Origin of the sequence: Bradyrhizobium sp. LA2.1 (assembly GCF_040547725.1) — a bacterium.
GTDB lineage: Bacteria > Pseudomonadota > Alphaproteobacteria > Rhizobiales > Xanthobacteraceae > Bradyrhizobium > Bradyrhizobium barranii.
The window spans coordinates 144,116-163,197 of the sequence record NZ_JBEPQI010000010.1; the positions used below are offsets into that span (position 1 = coordinate 144,116).

At 63.1% G+C, this 19,082-nt stretch carries 16 protein-coding genes; 12 read left to right on the forward strand and 4 right to left on the reverse strand.

Annotated features, from left to right (window positions below; translation table 11 throughout):
• The first annotated feature begins 3 nt into the window (after positions 1-3).
• From mdcC to ABIB95_RS21200, 6 genes are read left to right on the forward strand one after another with little or no spacing between them, the layout of a single operon-like run.
• Positions 4-321, forward strand: a complete 318-nt coding sequence (mdcC, locus tag ABIB95_RS21175; protein ID WP_354241795.1) for a malonate decarboxylase acyl carrier protein — start codon at positions 4-6, stop codon at positions 319-321.
• Positions 318-1,232 (forward strand): biotin-independent malonate decarboxylase subunit beta, encoded by a 915-nt coding sequence (locus tag ABIB95_RS21180; protein WP_354241798.1) that lies wholly within the window; start codon positions 318-320, stop codon positions 1,230-1,232. Before mdcC ends, ABIB95_RS21180 begins: the two co-directional genes overlap by 4 nt.
• Positions 1,219-1,959: a biotin-independent malonate decarboxylase subunit gamma gene (gene mdcE, locus ABIB95_RS21185; protein ID WP_354241801.1), complete on the forward strand. Its 741-nt coding sequence runs from the start codon at positions 1,219-1,221 to the stop codon at positions 1,957-1,959. Before ABIB95_RS21180 ends, mdcE begins: the two co-directional genes overlap by 14 nt.
• A complete protein-coding gene (mdcG, locus tag ABIB95_RS21190) occupies positions 1,952-2,599 on the forward strand; it encodes a malonate decarboxylase holo-[acyl-carrier-protein] synthase (protein WP_354241804.1) in 648 nt (215 codons plus the stop codon). Before mdcE ends, mdcG begins: the two co-directional genes overlap by 8 nt.
• Positions 2,596-3,459, forward strand: coding sequence for a triphosphoribosyl-dephospho-CoA synthase MdcB (gene mdcB / locus ABIB95_RS21195; RefSeq protein ID WP_063981834.1), 864 nt, complete (start codon positions 2,596-2,598; stop codon positions 3,457-3,459). Before mdcG ends, mdcB begins: the two co-directional genes overlap by 4 nt.
• Positions 3,459-4,379: an acyltransferase domain-containing protein gene (locus ABIB95_RS21200; RefSeq protein ID WP_354241807.1), complete on the forward strand. Its 921-nt coding sequence runs from the start codon at positions 3,459-3,461 to the stop codon at positions 4,377-4,379. Before mdcB ends, ABIB95_RS21200 begins: the two co-directional genes overlap by 1 nt.
• Here the strand turns inward: ABIB95_RS21200 and ABIB95_RS21205 are convergent.
• Positions 4,319-5,344 (reverse strand): hypothetical protein, encoded by a 1,026-nt coding sequence (locus ABIB95_RS21205; RefSeq protein ID WP_354241810.1) that lies wholly within the window; start codon positions 5,342-5,344, stop codon positions 4,319-4,321. The genes ABIB95_RS21200 and ABIB95_RS21205 overlap by 61 nt on opposite strands.
• A gap of 348 nt (positions 5,345-5,692) precedes the next feature.
• Here ABIB95_RS21205 and ABIB95_RS21210 point away from each other — a divergent pair, with 348 nt between their 5' ends.
• The 4 genes from ABIB95_RS21210 to ABIB95_RS21225 all read left to right on the forward strand — a co-directional run bounded on the left by ABIB95_RS21210 (position 5,693) and on the right by ABIB95_RS21225 (position 11,185).
• Positions 5,693-7,129, forward strand: coding sequence for a hypothetical protein (locus ABIB95_RS21210; protein ID WP_354241813.1), 1,437 nt, complete (start codon positions 5,693-5,695; stop codon positions 7,127-7,129).
• Between the two features lie 133 nt (positions 7,130-7,262).
• Positions 7,263-7,838 (forward strand): hypothetical protein, encoded by a 576-nt coding sequence (locus tag ABIB95_RS21215; RefSeq protein ID WP_224517418.1) that lies wholly within the window; start codon positions 7,263-7,265, stop codon positions 7,836-7,838.
• 141 nt (positions 7,839-7,979) lie between these two features.
• A complete protein-coding gene (locus ABIB95_RS21220; protein WP_354242047.1) occupies positions 7,980-9,716 on the forward strand; it encodes a type I secretion system permease/ATPase in 1,737 nt (578 codons plus the stop codon).
• Positions 9,713-11,185 (forward strand): HlyD family type I secretion periplasmic adaptor subunit, encoded by a 1,473-nt coding sequence (locus ABIB95_RS21225; RefSeq protein ID WP_085402428.1) that lies wholly within the window; start codon positions 9,713-9,715, stop codon positions 11,183-11,185. The genes ABIB95_RS21220 and ABIB95_RS21225 overlap by 4 nt, the downstream gene beginning before the upstream one ends.
• 55 nt (positions 11,186-11,240) lie before the next feature.
• Here ABIB95_RS21225 and ABIB95_RS21230 read toward each other — a convergent pair whose 3' ends face one another.
• The 3 genes from ABIB95_RS21230 to ABIB95_RS21240 all read right to left on the reverse strand — a co-directional run bounded on the left by ABIB95_RS21230 (position 11,241) and on the right by ABIB95_RS21240 (position 15,760).
• On the reverse strand, positions 11,241-12,023 hold the full coding sequence (locus ABIB95_RS21230; protein WP_071917291.1) for a response regulator transcription factor: 783 nt from the start codon (positions 12,021-12,023) through the stop codon (positions 11,241-11,243).
• Between the two features lie 1,093 nt (positions 12,024-13,116).
• Positions 13,117-13,929, reverse strand: coding sequence for a hypothetical protein (locus tag ABIB95_RS21235; RefSeq protein ID WP_354241817.1), 813 nt, complete (start codon positions 13,927-13,929; stop codon positions 13,117-13,119).
• Positions 13,930-13,966: 37 nt separating this feature from the next.
• Complete coding sequence (locus tag ABIB95_RS21240; protein ID WP_354241820.1) at positions 13,967-15,760, reverse strand: caspase family protein; 1,794 nt, start codon at positions 15,758-15,760, stop codon at positions 13,967-13,969.
• 211 nt (positions 15,761-15,971) lie between these two features.
• Here ABIB95_RS21240 and ABIB95_RS21245 point away from each other — a divergent pair, with 211 nt between their 5' ends.
• A complete protein-coding gene (locus ABIB95_RS21245; RefSeq protein WP_354241823.1) occupies positions 15,972-16,742 on the forward strand; it encodes a methyltransferase family protein in 771 nt (256 codons plus the stop codon).
• A 479-nt stretch (positions 16,743-17,221) separates the two neighbouring features.
• Positions 17,222-19,003 (forward strand): caspase family protein, encoded by a 1,782-nt coding sequence (locus tag ABIB95_RS21250; RefSeq protein WP_502917852.1) that lies wholly within the window; start codon positions 17,222-17,224, stop codon positions 19,001-19,003.
• The last annotated feature ends 79 nt before the right edge of the window (positions 19,004-19,082 follow it).

A 19,082-nucleotide genomic window follows, 5' to 3' on the forward strand; every position in this document is an offset into this window, starting at 1 on the left:
TGCATGGAAAAGCTCAGCTTCAGACTGACTGCCCCGAGATGCGCCGGCGGCACCCGCACCCAGGCGATCGTCGGCGTCGTCGCCTCCGGCAATCTCGAGGTCCTGCTGGAACGCGTCTCGCCGGAAGATGTCTGCACCATCGACATCGCAACGGCCGCTCATGGCTTCGGCATGGTCTGGGACGCCGTGGTCCGCGACTTCGTCGTCCGCCGCTCTGCCGGGGGCTTACGCATTTCCATCAATGACGGCGGCGCCAGGCCCGACACAGTGGCGCTGCGCCTTGCGCAAGGCGTCCGCAAGATCGAGGAGCCGGAACGATGACAGCCGTCACAGCCGACGCCAATTTGCTGAGCTGGTACGAGGCCAGCGCCCGCCAGCGCATCGACGCGCTCGTCGACGCCAGCAGCTTTACCGAACTCATCGGCCCCGAGCTGCGCGAGATGAGCCCGCATCTGGCGATCTTCGATCTGCCGGAGCAGTTTGACGACGGCATCGTCGTCGGCCGCGGCCGCCTTGACGGCGTGCCCGTGCTCGTCGCGGCGCAGGAGGGACGCTTCATGGGCGGTGCCTTCGGCGAGGTCCATGGCGCCAAGCTCACGGGCCTCTTGCGCGCTGCGCGTGCGCTTCATCAAGACGTACTGATCCTGTTCGACACCGGCGGCGTGCGGCTTCAGGAAGCCAATGCGGGCGAGCTCGCCATCGCCGAGATCATGCGCGCGATCATCGAGGCACGGCGCGCCGGCATCCACATCGTCGGCCTGATCGGCGGCCGTGCCGGCTGTTATGGCGGCGGCAGCCTGATCGCCGGCACCTGCTCGCGCCTGATCGTATCCGAACAGGGGCGGATCAGCATCAGCGGCCCCGAAGTGATCGAGACCAACAAGGGCATCGAGGAATTCGACTCGCGCGATCGCGCGCTGGTGTGGCGCACCATGGGCGGCAAGCACCGCTACCTGATCGGCGGCGCTGATGCCTACGTCGACGACGAGGCGCAGGCGTTTCGCGGGGCGGCGATCGACGCGCTCGGGATCAAGCGAGGCTGCAACGTTGCAACTCTCGAGGCCGAGCAGAACCGCCTTGAGCGGCGGCTGCAGCGTTTCGGCGAGGCCACGGACGCCGTCGAGATCTGGCAGGCACTCGGCATCGACCAGCCGACGGAGATTCCCGCGCTTCCCACAGCTGCATTTCTTCGCGCGGCAAGCAACAGGGAGAACGCCGATGACGCTCGATGACATCCTGGCCAGTCTCTTTCCGAACGGCAGCAAGATCGCAACCACGGGCGCGATGATCGCGGGACAGGCGATCCTTCCCGATGGAGGTCGCGTCCACGTGCTGGGCATCACGCAGGGTCAGCCGCTCGGCGTCGACGAGGCGATCGCGCTCGCAGGGCGCGTGATCGAGATCGTCAAATCCGGCGATCGCGCGCCGATCCTGGTCCTGGTAGATTCCGCCAGCCAGCGCATGAGCAAGCGCGACGAGTTGCTGGGGCTCAGCGAGTATCTGTCGCATCTCGCCAAGACCCTGCTGCTGGCCGAAGCCGAAGGACATCGCACCGTCGGACTGCTCTATGGCGGTAGCGCGGCGGGCGCGTTCATCGCCACCGCGCTCGCCACGGCTACGCTGGTGGCGCTGCCCGGTGCGCATCCCGCGGTGATGGATCTGCCGTCGATGGCGCGGGTCACCAAGCTTCCGATCGATGTGCTGAAGGCCAAGGCGGAAGCGACGCCGGTGTTCGCGCCCGGCCTCGACAACATGGTGCAGACCGGCGGCATTCACGCCGTCTGGAACGAAAGCGCCCCCTTGGCGCCGCAGCTTGCGGCCGTGCTGCAACGGCCGCAGGGACAGGACGATCGCGCGCGGCTCGGCGCCGAGCGTGGCGGCCGGCGGAAGGCGGCCGAGATCGCCGATCGGATTGTCACGCTCGCGGCAGCCGCGCATCAGGGGGCGCCACATGGCTGAAGCCCTCCAGCGCCATACGATGGTGACGGCCTCGGCCACCGGATGGGCGGCCGCGATGAGCCGAAATCCCGCGCTTGCCAGCGAGCCGATCATCGAGGGCTGGGCGCGCACCGGCCGCCCGCTCGTGGTTCGCAGGCCGGCCTGCAATGACCCCGAAGGCATGATTCCGCTCGGCCTGCCGCTGCCGCCGAGCCACGGCAAGCGGCGTATCGCGGTCGCGCTCGCCCCCGGCGAACTCATCGCGCATGCTCCGCCGCCATTGCTGGCGGATACGGCAGCAGCCGCGCCGGCGTCGTGGCGCCAGACCATCGACCTGCTCGTCCGCCTTCTGCCTGAGACGCGCACGTACGGCAGTCTGGCCTGGCAGCATCTCACCGGCCTGCCCTATCTGTCCGATGGGTCGGACCTCGACCTGCTCTGGCCGCTGTCGTCGGCGAGGCACGCGATCACCCTGCCGTCCGACATCGCGCGGATCGCAGAGACGGCGCCGATGCGGCTCGACGGCGAGATCGTCTATCACGCCGGCGGCGTGCAATGGCGCGAGCTGACCGGCGCTGACGAGGACGAAGTCCTCGTCAAAGGCGCGGCCGGCGTTCATGTCACCACGCGTGCGGCGTTTCTCGCCGGTGGCGCGTCATGAATGTCGCGCTGAGATGGCAAGCGCCGCCGCAACGCGCGCTCCGCGCGGAGCAGCTCGGTCATCTCGCATCGCTGTGCCTGAAGCTCGAAGTCGAGACCTATCCGAAGCCGGGGCTCGTCAGCCACGTCGACAACGGCGCGCATCGCGATATGGACGCCGGGCTCCTGTGCCGAAGTGCCGACACGCTGGCTCCGTTCTTCCACGACCTCGCAGCCGCGGGCGCCGAGGGCGCCGGCATGGACCGGTTGCGCGCGATCGGGGTTGCGGCGGAGCGCGCGATGTTGGCGGCGACCTCAGGTGTGAACACGCATCGCGGCGCGATCTTCGGACTGGGTCTGCTCTGCGCCGCGGCCGGGTATCGCGGCGCTCTCGGCATTCGCAAGCCGCTCGGCGAATTGGTGTCGCAACGTTGGGGCGACGCCATCTACGCAGGCCCGATATCCCTGCGTAGCCACGGCGCCGTGGCGTCACGTCGCTACGGCGCCGGCGGCGCCAGGGCGGAAGCGGCTTGTGGCTTCCCCTCCGTCTATGACATCGCCCTTCCCGCGCTGCATGCGGCGCGGACGCTCGCGCCTCGGGATGAGGAGGCGGTCCGGGTTCAGACCTGCATGGCGCTGATCGCAGATGTTGCCGACACCAATCTGTTGCACAGGGGCGGAGTTGACGGATTGCGCTTCGCGCAGGCCAGCGCATCCGCATTCCTTGCCGCAGGCGGAATCGGTTGCCCAGGCTGGCGCAAGCACGCCGACGGCATTCACCAGGCGTTCGTCGCGCGCAATCTCAGTCCGGGCGGATCGGCAGATCTGCTCGCCATGGCTCTGTTTGTGGACGCTCTCTTCGTCGATCGGCTGGCCCCCTGATGCTTGCACTGCTCTGCGGCGGACAAGGCACCCTGTCGGACAATATCTTCGATCTCGTCGCCGATCGGCCTGCTGCGGAATCGGTCTTCGCCGCTGCGACCGCTTGTCTCGGCGAAGATCCGCGGAAGTTCATAAGGACGCGCCGCGCGGACGAGCTGTCCGCCAACCATGCCAGCCAGATCCTGACCGTCACATCGGCGCTCGCGATCCACGCCTGTATCGCGGACTTGCTGACTGAGGGAACCGCTGTCACGGGCTACAGCGTCGGCGAGATGGCGGCCTGGAGCGTTGCGGGAATATGGACCGCCGCCGAAGCGTTGCGACTGACCGATATCCGCGCCCGATTGATGGACGGCGTGGCGGGGCCGGATGGGCGGCTCGGCTATGTCCGCGGGCTCGAACGAGCCACGCTCGAACACCTGCTCGAGACGCACCGCTGCGAGATCGCAATCAGGAATCCCGGCCTTCTTGTCGTGGTTGGAGGCGCGGAGTGCGATGTCATCGCCCTCTGTCAGGAGGCGACGACACAGGGCGCCGCCCGCGCCGGTCTTCTAGCCGTCAAAATCGCCTCGCATACGACGCGTCTCGAACCGGCCTGCACGCCCTTGCAGCAAGCGCTTGCGACCAGCAGACGCGCTCCTGTCGCAGACCAACGAACCCTCCTCGCAGGGGATGGCGGCGAGCGCATCTTCTCCGTGACCGATGCGACAGCAAAGCTCGCATGCCAGATCGCGCGCCCGATCGACTGGGCGGCGACGCTGGAGGCTCTCGTAGAGCTCGGGGTCGATCAAGTCCTGGACCTCGGTCCAGGACACGCGCTTGCCGAGATGACGCAAGGCTTCCATCCATCGATCCGCTGCTACGCCGCCGACGGATTTCGCACGGTCGATGGTCTGCGAAACTGGGTTGTTTCCGAATAGGCAGGGCGCCCGGCGGCTCGCGATTGAGCGAACGCATGAAATTTCTCGAGAGAACTCGCCCTCGACAAGAGAAGCCTCCAGATACTCACCGCGATCGGTGCTGAAAGCTGTGGTTTTGAGCGACGCCAGGCATTGCCCCATAAGCCCTGTTGGACCCAAACCAGGGAGCCGCGCCGCCAGGGAGCTCGAGGCCCATTCTGCCTGCTGGCGTCAACTCGCCGCTGGCAAGCGAATAATAGCTGGGGCAGCAGCGCGGCCCACCGAATGGTTAGACTCGCGCTCAAGACGGAGACAAGCCCCAAAGCCATCAGCAGCATGCCAAGCCAGGTCCAAACCCGTCCGTCATCGCCCGCCTCTGCGGCGGAAAAGGCGAGCGGCGCCGCCGAGGCGGCAACCACGTCACTGGCGGCTGGCGCCGCCGCAAGGAGTGCCTCCACGTCGACCTGGCGCGGCGTGATCTCGTCGGCCGTGAGCCGGTCGCGTTTGGAAAGGGGGGCCGGCGACGCGCGGGTTGCGATCCCGGTGGCGAGGACGGGACTGGCATCAACCACCTGCGCGGGCACGGACGGGCTCGGCCGGGACGTATCCGCAGGTGCGGAGCGCGGCAGCTCCGCGCGCGCATCCACCACCGTCTTCCGCTTGCGCGCCGCGGTCTGGTTCTCTTCGGCCGCGGCGACACGATGTTTGGTGGCGCGTTGCTGAACCAGCTTCTTCGCCCTCTCAGTTCCTTCGGCGATCTGGAACCAGCATCTGCGCTGGCCTTCCACCCGATAGACCCAGTGCTGGCCATCGGCGGTCGACTTGCCGGGCCGCGTCAAGCACTCTGCTTCCGCGGAAGCGGGCGCAGGGGCTGTGGCGGGACCGGCATTGAAGAGTTCGGAAAGAGGCGTCGAAAACGCGGATGATGTCGAGAGACCTGCAATAAGCGTAAAAGCGGCGCAATAAACTCGCAAATGACCGGACATGGAAAACCCCGGTGTTGCGCCCCTGCCCGGACGGGAGCGTTGGCCGTGACCTAGGTCGCAATGCGACTTAAATCCGGCAACGCCGTGGATTCATTTTGGCCGCAGGCGATCTGGCCGTCAGCTCGATTGTCCATTTTCGCCATCCCCTCAAGGTCGCACTTTCAAGCATCGGCCCACGCAAAGTTGCAAAGGCTGTTTACCCGAACGGATGTAGCCGATGTTACGGGTGCCAGACGAAGCGCTATATCCGAACTGACGACTGGGCATTCGACCTTCCCGGGATGACAGTCTGTCCGGAGTGCAGAACCCGTCCGATCGCGCGGAGCGATTGCGATGAGGGAGGCTACGATGGATTTTTCGCGGATGTCGGATGGAATCCGGCTGCATCACGCCTCCCATCGCCACGATGGGTACGATGGTGACGACGAAGCGGGTCCGGCACCGAGCGCACCGTTCCTGACTGACGCGGTTGGCGGTGGCGCCCTGGTCCATGGTCCCCGCCCGTTTGCAGGTCAATTTGCAGATTCTGGAGCGCACCCCGCGAGCGCGAACACCCAGCATCATGACTCCGACCCGATTCAATCCAAACATCCCACGTCGGTGGGCGACACGGGCGGCCACGTCGGCAACCACGCTGCGGCGGGCCTGGATGCTTCGTCCACCACGCCCGCTTCCGGCGCATCACATCCCGGGATGGGCATTGCTGCGGTCGAGAGCGGAGCCAACACGGCCGGAAACGGCGGAGATGGCTACTTCTACGGAAGCATCATTCACGCGTCCCTGTTGATCTATCAACCGATCAACATCTCGGTGAGCTTGGGATACGGCTCGGTCGCCCTGGCCAACCAGTCCAACAATTTGAATGTCGATCAGTCCGCCTTTCAGATGGCCGGCGTCGGCGGCCATGGCGGCAATGACAACATTGCATCGGGAGGCAGCGTCAGTACGTCCTTAGGCGCCGGCCTGATCGCGAGCGGCGACAACGGCGCCGGAAACGGCGGCAGTGGCTATTTCTCGGGTGCGATCGTGGACGCTCCCGTGGTGATCTATCATCCGATCAATATTGCGGTGGCGGCCTCGGGCGGCACTGCGCATGCAAGTCAATCGAACACGGTGGATATCGATCAATCGGCCACTCAGATCGCGGGCGTCGGCGGAAGTGGCGGACATGGCAATTTGGCCGCCGGCGGCAGCGTCATGACGCTCGACCCCAGCTGGGGATCAAGCAACGGAGGCGGCGTCTTTGGCGTTCAAACGGGCGGAAGCCAGGCCGGCAATGGCGGTGACGGCGTGTTCTACGGTGAACTCGTCCATACCTCGTTTGTAGTGTACAACCCGATCAACATCGCAATCGCGGGCTATGGTTCCAGCACTTACGCGGTCCAGATAAATGATGTCTCCGTGGATCAATCCGCGGTTCAGATCGCTGGCATTGGCGGGCACGGCGGCAACGACAACGCCGCAGCGGGCGGCCATGCAAGCCTTCTTTCCCATAATCTGTGGGGCGGTTCCGATACGATCGCGACCGGCTCGAACAGCGCAGGCAATGGCGGCAACGGCTATTTTGCCGGCAGTCTGATCGACGTCAGCGTCGCGATCTATGCACCCATCAACATCGCAATCGCAGGTCCCCATTCGACGGCCGTAGCCGATCAGGTCAACAACGTGCACATCGACCAGAGTGCGGTCCAGATCGCCGGCGTTGGCGGGGACGGCGGCCACGGCAATCTCGCACTGGGTGGCGATGCCGCGCATCTCTTGTCGGATCTTCACCTGGTGGCATAGCGAAACGTCGCATCGCTCGCATAGCCGATCGCATCGCGGCACGCGCCGTCGCCACTCTTCGCATGCAAAGCCCGCGCAGAGGCGCGTCTCCTGACGAAATGTCGTACTTTCGTACGTAGGCCCACCAAACCGGATGGTGTCCGATTTGACATCTATCGCCATCGCGCGCGGGCGGACCAGACTTGCCGCGCGCGTCCGCCTGATCGGGATGGATGTTGCACGACAGCCAACAAACCGACGGAGGCCTCAAATGATGCCAAAGGCAATCAACATCTCGGATACGATCAAAGTCAAATCGATCGACACCGGTGGTCAAAGTGCCGGAAATGGCGGCGACGGTACTTTCAAGGGAGCCATCATCAGCAAGCCGACTGTCAACTACGATCCGACCAACAAGGCAGAAGGTGCCGACGTGCACGTGAACACCGGCGATCACGTCAAACAGACGGCGGATTGGGATGCCGGCGGCGCAAACGCCAAGGCCTCGTATTTTTCGAAGGCCCATGGCGGAGACGCCGAGTCGAACGGAAGCCAAAAATCCTACAGCGGCTACGATACCTCCAAGGTCTACGCCAATACGGATGCCACCCAGATCAACAAGGTCATGGTGGACCAGCACCAGGAAGTTGTGGCCGGCATCGGCGGCGATGGCGGAGACGGCAACTTCGCATGGGGTGGCGGAGTGACCTTCCATCTCGATACGCTCTAACCAGCCGCTCGTCCGACTGGCGGGACCGGCGGCCGCGGCCGCCGGTCCTGGATTTCACGCCAATGATCTACCGATGCCGTTGCCGGATTGCGTTGGCCATCGGTCAAGCGCGCCGGACCTCGATTTCAGGCGGTGACGATCATGCTGATGCCGCCCATTCGGTTGCCTATCCTGCCGCAGATCGGGACGCCACTGCACACGGCCCTCCGGTCCTGCGCGGGACCGCTCGGTCTCGTATTCGCGTATAGCTGCAGCTACAACCTGCTCCTGTTTGCGCCCTCCATCTATCTTCTTCAGATCTACGACCGGGTGTTGTCGAGCCGGAGTGGCGACACCTTGCTCCTGCTCACGCTCATTGTCGCGATCACAGTGGTCGTCGGCGGCGTGTTCGATGCATTGCGGCGCGCCGTCCTGGGACGCCTTGGCGCCTGGCTCGACGATCGCCTTCGTCCTTGCGTGCTTTCGGCCGGCCTCGAATCGGCGCTTCGCAGCGATCGGACGCAAGCGTCGGGCGCATATCGGGATCTCACGGTGCTGCGCCAGTTCGTCGAGTCCGGCGCATGTCCGATGCTGTTCGACGCGCTCTGGGCGCCCCTGTTCCTCCTTGTCCTCTTTCTGATCCATCCCCTGCTCGGCGTGGTGGGCGCCTGTTGCGTCGCCTTCCTGTTCGCGCTCACGGTTGCCGGAGAGCTGGTCACCGAAGACGTTCTGCTCAGATCCGGCGCCGCGCTGTCCAGAAGCTGCGGCCGCCTCCAGACTGCAGCGAGCAACATCCACATGATCCGCGCCATGGGAATGTTCGATAGCGCTGCGCGCATGATCCACCGTGACGCGCAGCACGCCCGCAGAGAGCACGATGTGGCACTCCGGCGAGGCGAGATCGTCTCGCTGGCCACCAAGCCGGTTCGCGCACTGTCGCAGGTCTTGATCATGGGGGCTGCCGCATGGCTTGTCCTCGATCACGGGAAGAGTCCGGCCATCATCTTTGCTGCCACGCTGATGTTCAGCCGGGCGCTCGCGCCGGTCGAAAGTGCGGTCGCAGGCTGGAAATCACTCGTGACGGCCGTGAGCGCCTGTCAGCGGCTCGGCGCACTTCTCGCCGCATTCCCCGCCGCCCGGCAGCAGAGCGCGGAGGTTTTTCCGCTGCAGGCGCCAAGCGGCCTCGTCGTCGACAATGTCGGCGTGAGGCTTGCGGGGACCAACCATCTTCTCCTGAACGGCGTCTCGTTCACCCTCATGCCCGGAGAATGCCTTGGCATTATCGGTCCGTCCGGGTCAGGCAAGTCCTTGCTCGGCCAGGTGATCGCCGGGCTGTCGATGCCAACGCATGGCCGTATCCTCCTCGACAATACCGACGTCTCGCTGCTTCGCGAGGGCCGAAGCGGCGACCGCCTCGGATATCTCCCCCAGGACATCAACCTGCTCGGCGACACGATCAACGACATCATCGCACGCCTTGAAGATGCCGACCGACGGAAAGTCATCGAAGCGGCCAAGCTCGTCGGTATCCATGGGGCGATCATGGGCCTGCCGCTGGGGTACGACACGCTGGTTCAGAGTGAAGCAACCTTCTCGCGCGGGTATCGGCAGCGCCTCGGTCTTGCCCGCGCCTTTTTCGGCAATCCACGTCTCGTCGTTCTCGACGAACCCAACGCCAGCCTCGACTACGGGGGCGAGCGAATGCTGCTGGATGCCATCGAGCGCATGAAGCTCGCAGGCGTCATCCTTGTCGTCGTCACTCACCGGATGGGTCTTCTCGCAGCCACGGACAAGATTGCCATCATGGAGGGCGGTGCGGTCGCCGCGTTCGGCGACAGCGAGGACATCTTTGAACGGCACCTGAGCCGACCCCAGGTTACTTCGCAGATTGCGCCATGATCTGGAACTCTCTCACCATCTGGAAGCTTCCCGCCGTCTCGAGACTTCCCATGGTCTGGGACCAGCTCATGCGAGCGCCGGCGAGCCCCCTGCCCGCCCGGCGATCTGGCGTCGTGGTGACCGCAATCGACGATTTCGAGCCTCTGGAATTTCCATGGTGTTCGACGCCCACGCCGACCTCTCCGCGCGGAAGGCTTCGCGGTATCACCGTCGCGGGCAATCTGCTGGTGCTCTGCTTCATGCTGGGGCTTGGGACATGGGCGAGCCTCGCGCCGCTCGAGAGCGCCGCGATCGCGTCCGGCGTCGTGGAATCGGAATCGAGCCGCAAGACGATTCAGCATCTGGAAGGCGGCATCATCAGGAAGATCCTGGTTTCGGATGGCGATATCGTGCGCAGCGGCCAAACGCTGATCGAGCTGGACGACACCCGGGCCGGCTCGGAGATGCAAAGCCTCCAAGGCCAATTCTGGGATGCCGCTGCTCGTGCCGCACGGCTTCAAGCCGAGCAGCAGAGATTCGAGAGGATCGCAATCCCGGACGCGCTGGAACAGGACAGCAGGCAGAGCGAGGTGGCGGCCGCCGCGGTGTCGGCGCAGCAATTCATTTTTCAGGCACGCCTCCAGGTTCACGAGTCGCAGCTTGCGGTCATTCGCGAACGAAGGCGTCAAGTCGAGAAGGAGATCGAAGGTCTCAAGGCTCAGGAAACCGCCACCGGGCAACGGGTCGACATCGTTCGGGAGGAACTGGATATGGTCGCGACCCTCGTCAACAAGGGACTCGAACGGCGGCCGCGGCTGCTGAACCTGCAGCGGGAGCTGGCCGACGTTGAGGGCCGCCGCGGCGAGATCGCCGCGCAGATTGCCCGCGCCGGGCAGGTCATCAGCGAACAGCAGGCCACCTTGTTCAAGCTCGAGAGCGAGAGGCAGAACGAGATCGCACAGTCGCTTCGTGAAGCACAGAACCAGATATTCCAGCTCCGCGAGCGGTTGCTTGCGGCCAGAGATCAGCTATCGCGAACGGAGATCAAGGCGCCCGAGGACGGCGTGATAACCGATCTGCGGGTTCATACGGCCGGCGGCGTCATCGGAGCGGGCGCTCCGCTCATGGACCTGGTGCCCCGGCAAGACCGTCTCATCGTGACCGCGCGCCTGAGGCCCGAGGACATCGATGTGGTTCATCCCGGCCTCAATGCCGAGGTTCAACTCGTACCGTACAATCAGCGTCGCGTGCCTCGCCTGAAGGGAACCGTCGTGCACGTATCCGCAGACCGGCTGCTCGACAAGCGTACCGACCAGCCATACTACGCGACCAGGATCCGGATCGACGACGGACAGATCGTCGCGAACGACATCCAGATCGTCCCCGGCATGCCGGTTCAGGTGTTCATCACGACGGGGCGCGGCACCGTGGCTCTCTACGCGCTCAGGCCCCTGCTCGACAGCTTCCGTGGTGCATTCAGAGAGGACTGAAGCGCGATGAGATTGGGGTGAATCGTCATCGCGCCTTCCGGGTCCGGATCATGCATTAGGTCTCCGGCATGAGAGCCACGCCGGGGACGTGATCGCGACTCGGCGCGGGCAACCGGCCGCGCCAGCGGAGCACGGCCTCCGTGCGATTGTGCGCGGCACATTTCCTCATGATATGCTGAATGTGCATTTTGACCGTGCTTTCCGACAGGCCCAATTTGGCGGCGATCAGCTTGTTGGGCAGGCCGAGCTCCAGTTCCGCCAGAACCTGTTGCTCACGAGGCGTGAGATCGGTCACGCTCCTGTCGATAGCCACTCTGGCTCCCTCGTTCATCAGATATGCGGGCGTGAGTCCGCGCGCATCCGGCGGCTCGAAATCCGGTATCCTGTTCATCCCGGCCACGGGCAACGGCCTGTAGGCGCCGCCGACAAGAACTAGGCGCAGGCCGGCTATGGCGATCTCGATCGGTAGCGAGGAGGAAAGAAAGCCGCGCACGCCCCGCTGCATCGCGGCCTGCACGGTCGGCTCGTCCTCGTGGTTTGACAGGACCACAGTGGCGGCGTTGGGACAACACTCCGCAACGAAGGCGAGATCGTCCTCAACCGAGGGATCGCCGATGGGCTTGTCCGCGATACTCAGCATCACCAGACGAACATCGCGGGCTGACGTGCAGTCCAGGCCTTGGACCGATGCCATGTCGAGGATCTCAAGTTCGTCCAACTCCCGCCTGAGGACGTGCAGAATGCATGTACGAGGCAACAGGAGCGGCTCGATGATCACCAGAACCGGCAAGTGAAGCGATTCATTGAGCCGTTTTGAAGCGTTGGTTATGTCGTGCATGATGTCCTCGAGATGAAAAGAACTTCCGCGATATTCCCATTCCGTATTGCGTCTCCCCTGCTGCTGCATTCATCCTGAATGCATCATCACGAGAGCGGCGCAGTGCCGCGTTAGTGCCGTATCCACTGCGGGATCACTCGACACCTGGGGGGAAATTCTTTCCGCTCAAATCATCTGGGCGTGTACCGCGCGGTGGCGCAGTCGACGCATCCCTAATTGCAGATATTTCGATACGCCGTTGACGCCGCCGACCCTGACTTGCCGTCGACGACATATGCTTCATCCTCCTTCACGAGATACAGAAACGGCCTCTCGCCAGTCTCGCCGCCTGACGCGCTTCTTCCTTTCACGCGGCCGCAAATCGTATCCACGGCGCGTCCAAACATGTTCTTTCGCATTGCGCGCTTCACGTCGCTGAGTTCGACCGTTTCCGGCCCCCTCATCTGCGTCGCGATCGCAACCTTCGCCTTGTCCAGAGCAGGGTCCGGCATTTCCGCGGGCCGTTCGGATGCCGGGACGCTGATGCTCGTCCGCGGGGACGCCGCTTTGGCAAGGTCGGTCGATCCGCGTTTCTTCGGAGATTTCGGAGATGATGTCTTGCCGGGCCTTGCCGGCGTTGCGGAACTCGATCTGACAGCCGCAGGCTCTTGCGCCAACGCCGTCGGCATTGGCTGCGCGGGTTGGGCGACAGCGAAACAGGGTCGTGACGCGCATCCGAGGAAATACCCTCGGGAAGGCGCAAACCAGCCAAAGCCGATCAGGACTCCCGCCAGCACTCCGACAAAAAGCAGTCCCATCCGATTCCCCTCCTCCGGGAGCTCGGCTCGCACTCGTAACTAGGACTAATTCCGCGCTGGTGATCTATCTGTTGCGCAAAAGCATTAAGCGCCCATTAAGCGCGCGCCGTTGTCCGGCCCATGCCTGGATGGGCGGATTAGATCGGGCTCCAGACCCGTGCCGAAATGACCGCGCCGATTGCCACAATGTAGTCGTTTTTCTGAATTCGGCGGAGATCGCCACGCGAGGAGGACGTTCCCCCGCTTCGGACACGCGATCTGCAGGACGACGGCGACTTCGGCGGTCGGCCGACGACTTATCCGCCAAATCGCTTGATCAGCTTTGAGCCCTTGGCTGCATCGATCTGCTGGCCAGTCAAGTCGGAGCCGGCGCTCAATCCTTTCGTCATGAGGTTCTTGACGCGTTGCGCCGCCTGCTTCTCATTGGAATAGTCGATCTCGACATGATCGAGGCTCATCAGATGGCCAAGCTCGTGAGCCCAGGCGCGTCCATTGGCGTGGTCATTGCCATACCACTGGACGAAGCTTGCCGGCTCGGGTTCGCTATTGGGGTATGAACTTCCGCCGGCGGATAGATTTTCAATCGAATTGACGAGGTAGATGTGGATGGCATTGTCCGGATCGTGCCGAGAGGCAAGAACACCCAGCAATCGCTGATCATTGCTGCGCGCGCTCTTTGCCATGTCGAGCGGCTTCTCCATCAAGCAATCGCTGATCACGAACGCGATCTTGGCCTTTGACCAGATCGTATTGACCACGTCGAGCGCCTTCTTGGCCGTGTCGCTGCTCCATTGCCCGGGCTCAACGACCCCCCTGTCGGCAAATGGCGTGATGTAAATCCTCAACGGAATGGGCATCAGCTTCTCCGAAGTCCGAAATTCCGATCGTGAGCGGTTTGTTTGACCCTTGTTAGCCACAACGGCGACTAACGAGCCACGTTTCGCCCGCCTCGTCGACTGAACGTGAATCAGGTCAGACGAGCATGTGCCCCTGGTGCGCGGGTCGGCCAATCCAGTTGGAAAATGTGTCGCGAAGACCCGGAAGTCTCCGCAAGGAAAGACTGGGGCCGGGCTTACGTTCAGAATGGCCGATGCAGACTCGAACGGCATGCTTGAACACGGCGCTACACGATATCAGCTGAAATCTTCAGGGCAGGAAGAACATGAATGGCATTCCGCTGCCTTCCGGCTTGTTGCTTGCGCTGGCCTCGGGTCTTGCGGGTCTTGCAGGAGCAGCCTCCCTCTCCCTTCGTTCAAGTCTTGCGGACGGGGCCTGACGGACCTTGCGCTTCTCGCATTCATCGTTGCCATTCAGAAAGTAACCCGCAGCGCAGGCAATCTTGACACAACGGTCGCCGTCGCGCTTGAGGCCGGATCCGCAAATCAAAGGACAAACCCGCGCCGGCTTGAGCTTGATCGCATCGAGCGCATCGGCGCTCGCGGTCTTGGTATCGAACTTGGTGCCGGCGCTTTGATTGAACAGCTCAAGCGAGCGCCGCGACGCCGCATCCCACTCCCCACTGGCCGATCCCGTGAGGCAGCCGACCCGGCGCAATTCGCTTTGCACCGATTTTGCCAGCTCAGCTGGCGAAGGTGGCGGCACGGGAGCCTGTGGATTGGGGAGCGCTGCCACTTTTGTGTCCGTGTTTGCCTTCGCCTCTTGCGGCTGCCCTGTTGCTGATGGTGCAGCGTTCTTCGCGGCAGGTGCCGTTTCAGCCGCGACACGCCTTTGTTCGGCTTGAGCAGCCTGATGCTGCGCGGTTTCCTTGGCGGCCTCGGCGGCGGCCCGAGCTTCCTGCGCTGCCTTCAGATCCGACGCAGCCTTGGCAAGTTGCATCTGTTGTGCGCCCTCGTTGACGAGCCGCGCCTGCTCCTGCTCGGCCTGACGCGCCTTTTCGGCCGCAGCAACACGCTTCTCCTCCGCATCGATTTTGGCGAGCTGAAGCTTTGCGAGACTTGCGTAGTAACCATCCGGATACTGGACGATGAAGAAGTTCAGTGCATCCTTGTTGCCAACCTGCAGCGCGAGCTCGTAGTCGCGCCGTATTTCGGATCGCAGCGTTGGCGATGGGGCGGCGTCCTTCGCGGCTTCCTTGGCTGGTTCTCCGGCTGGTTCCCTGGTTGGCCCCTTGGCTGTTTCCTTGGCTGTTTCCTTGGCTGGCACCAGCGGCACGTCGTCGCCGCCAAGCGTGCCGTAAACATAGGGCTCCTGCCGATTGCCCGTCGCTTTCATGACGTCGTCGCGAACGAAGCCGAACACTCTGCGCAAATCCAGACCCGGAGTCCCGATATATTTGACCAATGCGGCAGCGTAGGGACTGTTCTTGCTGTTGCCGTCCGACGCTGTCGAGCCTGCCTTGGCGGCGAAGGCAACCAGAGTATTCGCCGTCGCCGGCTCAATTCGGGCAAGGCCCCGGCTGATGGACCGCGAGCCGACCGTCCGTTTCATCTTTTCGGAGAAAGGATTGTTGCGGCAAGCGTCGAGGATCACAAGTCGCAGCTGCCTTGCCGGTTCAATGGCCAGCATGACGCGATCGAGCGAAAACGCCTCATCGTACACATCCGTATCGCGCTCGAGGGTGGCGTCGACCGGGATCAGGTAGTTCGTACCTTCGATCTCCATACCATGACCGGCGTAGTAGATGACGGCCACATCTGCGTCGCGAGCCTGATCGGCAAAATCGCGCAGCGTGCGCCGCATCTCGATCGCCTGAAGATCCTGGCGGGTTTGCACAACGTCAAAACCTGCGTTCTTTAGTGTCGCCTCGACAATCGCAGCGTCATTGACGGGATTCGAAAGTGGCGCCGCGTTTTTGTAGGCAGAATTGCCAATGACAAGTGCGACGCGATTCCCCGCCCATGCCGGCTGACAGAAGAAGAGCAGCAGCACAGGAAGAAGGAACAAGATTCGGCGCAAATTCACGAATCCGTGCAAACCCATGGCAGTACTACTGTTTAATTATGCGCTTTATCATTCGTGTCGCCACGACAGGTTCGGTTCAATGACAACTCGACGATCCGGAAGGTCCGCGGAATGTGGAACCGCATGGGACTGGCTGGTGTGGCCGCGCTCGGAGATGTGGCCAGCCAATTGACCTCTCCGGAGGCCTGGCGTCTAGTGAGGCAGATTTTGAGCGAGCGAGATCACTGCTGTGACTGACGCGAAGGTCGGCCAGGAGGGGACAGCCAGGAACCGGATCGCCGGCGGCGTCAATCCCTGGCTGGACTGGACCTCCAGGGTGGCGATCGTGATCGTCTATGGCGGGTCTGCTCTCATTGGCGCCGCCAGCATCCATCGCCTCCCGTTGGGCAGCGTGGACAACTTGCTGATGATCGCAGCCAGTATTGCCAACGTCCTGTTCCTCGGACTCGTTGCACTGACAACCATGACCCGGCTGGTCCCGACAATGAAGTCGAAGGGCGTTGAGATGCGGGTCTCGGCCTTGCTGGGCGCATTTCCGACCGTCGCACTCGCTTTTCTTCCGAAGGCAGAGCTCGGCCCGATCTGGTCGGCTCTGTCCACGACGTTGATCCTGGTGGGGATCTCGCTTTCTATCGTGGTACTCCGCTGGTTGGGCAAATCCTTCAGCATTCTACCGGAGGCGAGGCGCCTTGTGACGGAAGGGCCTTATCGAGTCGTCCGGCATCCCCTCTACCTATGTGAGGGGATTGCGTTGGTCGGTGTCACACTTCAGGTCCTTTCACCACTTGCCGTGCTCATCGCCATCGTGGTTGCGATGATTCAGTGCCGACGAATGATCAACGAAGAGCGGATTCTAAGACTGGCCTTCCCTGAATATGACGTCTATGCCGCAGCAACGCCTTTTCTGATCCCTGCAGGTCTGATCCCCGCGAGACTCGGGCGGCGAGTTCATCAGGCCGGGCCGGAGCTCTCGACCAAGGCGATCGATCCGCACGCCTGACACCGCGCTTCACGTCTCCTCGATGTGCGGCTCAGCGGAACTCGAGTTTGAACCAAGCCGGAGGCCTTGTGCCGCGCTGCCACGAGCAGCCCCCAGAAAAATAACCGTTTTATATCAATGTCTTATATTGTGATCGCGCCCTCAGCAGAGTACTGGCGGGCGCCTATCATCCACATGAATCGGCGGACAGCGCCCGGCGCAATATCTTCCGTGCCTTTTGAACGCGTCCGCATTTCGCAACAACACATAGGAATGGATCGGGCTCGAGATTGGTACTGTATGCAGATAGGCAGCCGCCAGTAGCGTACGAATTCAAGAGTTATTTCTCACGCGGCCATCTTCGCGACGTCACCATTCTACGGGCCATAGGTTGGGTGTTCGCCATGAGAGTGTACAGGCACCTTCGAGTTTTGCTTCTTCTCGCCGCTTCGCTGTTCCTGGCCTGTCAGCCAGCCTGGGCGACAAAGCGCGTGGCTTTGGTGATCGGCAATGCCAACTATCAAAACGCCCCTCTGCTCCCAAACCCGGCCAACGACGCTGCGGCTATCACCGCGACCTTGAAGGGAGCAGGTTTCGATGTGGTTGACTCAAGACTTAACCTCGCCGCGACCGATATGCGGCGGGCCTTGAGAGAATTCGCCGATCAGGCCCGCAATGCCGATATAGCCCTGGTGTACTACGCTGGCCACGGTATCGAGATCGACGGGACAAACTATCTGATCCCGACCGACGCCAGACTCGAACGAGACACGGACATCTATGACGAAGCATTCTCGCTCGACCGCGTCCTGCTGGCGATTGAGCCTGCGAGGCAACTACGCGTGGTGATCGTCGACGCGTGCCGCAACAATCCGTTTGCCGACTCGATGAAACGTACAGTTGCCTCGCGATCGATCAGCCGTGGACTGGCCAGGGTCGAGCCCACCGTCTCCAACACGCTGATCGCGTTTGCCGCCAAAGCGGGACTAACCGCACTCGATGGCAACAGCCAGAATAGCCCGTACGCGACGGCCCTCGTGAAGTACATCGCAAAGCCGGGGCTCGACTTGCGAAGGGCTTTCGGCTTCGTCCGCGACGATGTCTTGCAAGCCACGGGCAACCGACAGGAACCCTATGTCTACGGCTCGCTCGGCGGCGAAGACGTTGCGCTTGTTCCGGCGACCAAGGCCGAGGAGCCGGTACAGGCAGCCAACCCCCAGTCGGAAATTCGACGTGATTACGAGTTGGCCTTGCAGCTCCGCAACAAGCCTGCTCTGAACGCGTTCCTGACCCAACATCCGGACGGATACTACTCAAATCTGGCCAAGCTGCAGCTCAATCAGCTCGACGCCGAGGACGCACGCGTCGCGGCCACGGCGAAAGCGCAGGAGGCCGAGCAGCAGCGAGCTCGCCTGATGTCCCAGGGCGCCCAGCGTGCCGACCAGGAGAAGGCGGCCGCGGATCTGAAGGCTGCGGAAGAGGCCCGGATTGCGGCCGAGAAGACGAAGCAAGCGGCGCAGGAGCAGGCCGCAGAGGCGGAACGGAAACGTATTGCATCCGAATCTACAATCGTCGCTGCACTCTCCGGGAATAAACCGGCTGTTGAGAGTACCGTCGCGGATAAGCCAGCGGCCGCTACGCCCGCTGAGGACAGCAAGACGCCCAAGCTTGCCGCGCTGAGCGACGAGCCGCGCCAGACCGATATCGCAAAGGCCGATCTCTCTAAGTCCGTAGATATCGCCAAGTCTGTACAAGGCGAATTGAGCCGCGTCGGCTGCTTCACCGGCGCCGTCAATGGCCAATGGAATGCGGCCTCACAGCGCTCGTTGGCTCTCTTCAACCAGCACGCGGGAACCAAATTCGACGCCAAGCTCGCAAGTCTCGACGCGCTTGACGCAATCAAGCTCAAGCCGTCCCGGGTCTGTCCCCTGATCTGTGATCATGGCTACAAGGCTGACGGTGACCAGTGCAGCAGGATCACCTGTGCCGAGGGTTCGTTCCTCAACGACGACAATGAATGCGAGAAGCGACCCGGGAAGAAACCGGTTGCAAAGCGCAACACGGACGAGCGTCCGTCACGTGCGGATCGTTCGGCACGCGAGAGGCCGGCGCCGGCAGCCGACGTTCCGCGGCGACAAGCAACTGCGAGGTCCGGCGGCGGCGGTGGTCAGGTCGTTTGCGATCAATCTCTGTGCCGTCAGGTTAGAAGCGGCTGCCACCTCGAATACCGTGGCGGCGGCGGCCCCGGGGGCAACGTGGGTAATGTCGAGTCCTGCAACTAGCAACGCGCAAGACTGCCACGGCGTCATGGAAGGCCAGGAGGCCGCGCGGATCTTGGTGTCGAGAAGGTGTGACGGGCGG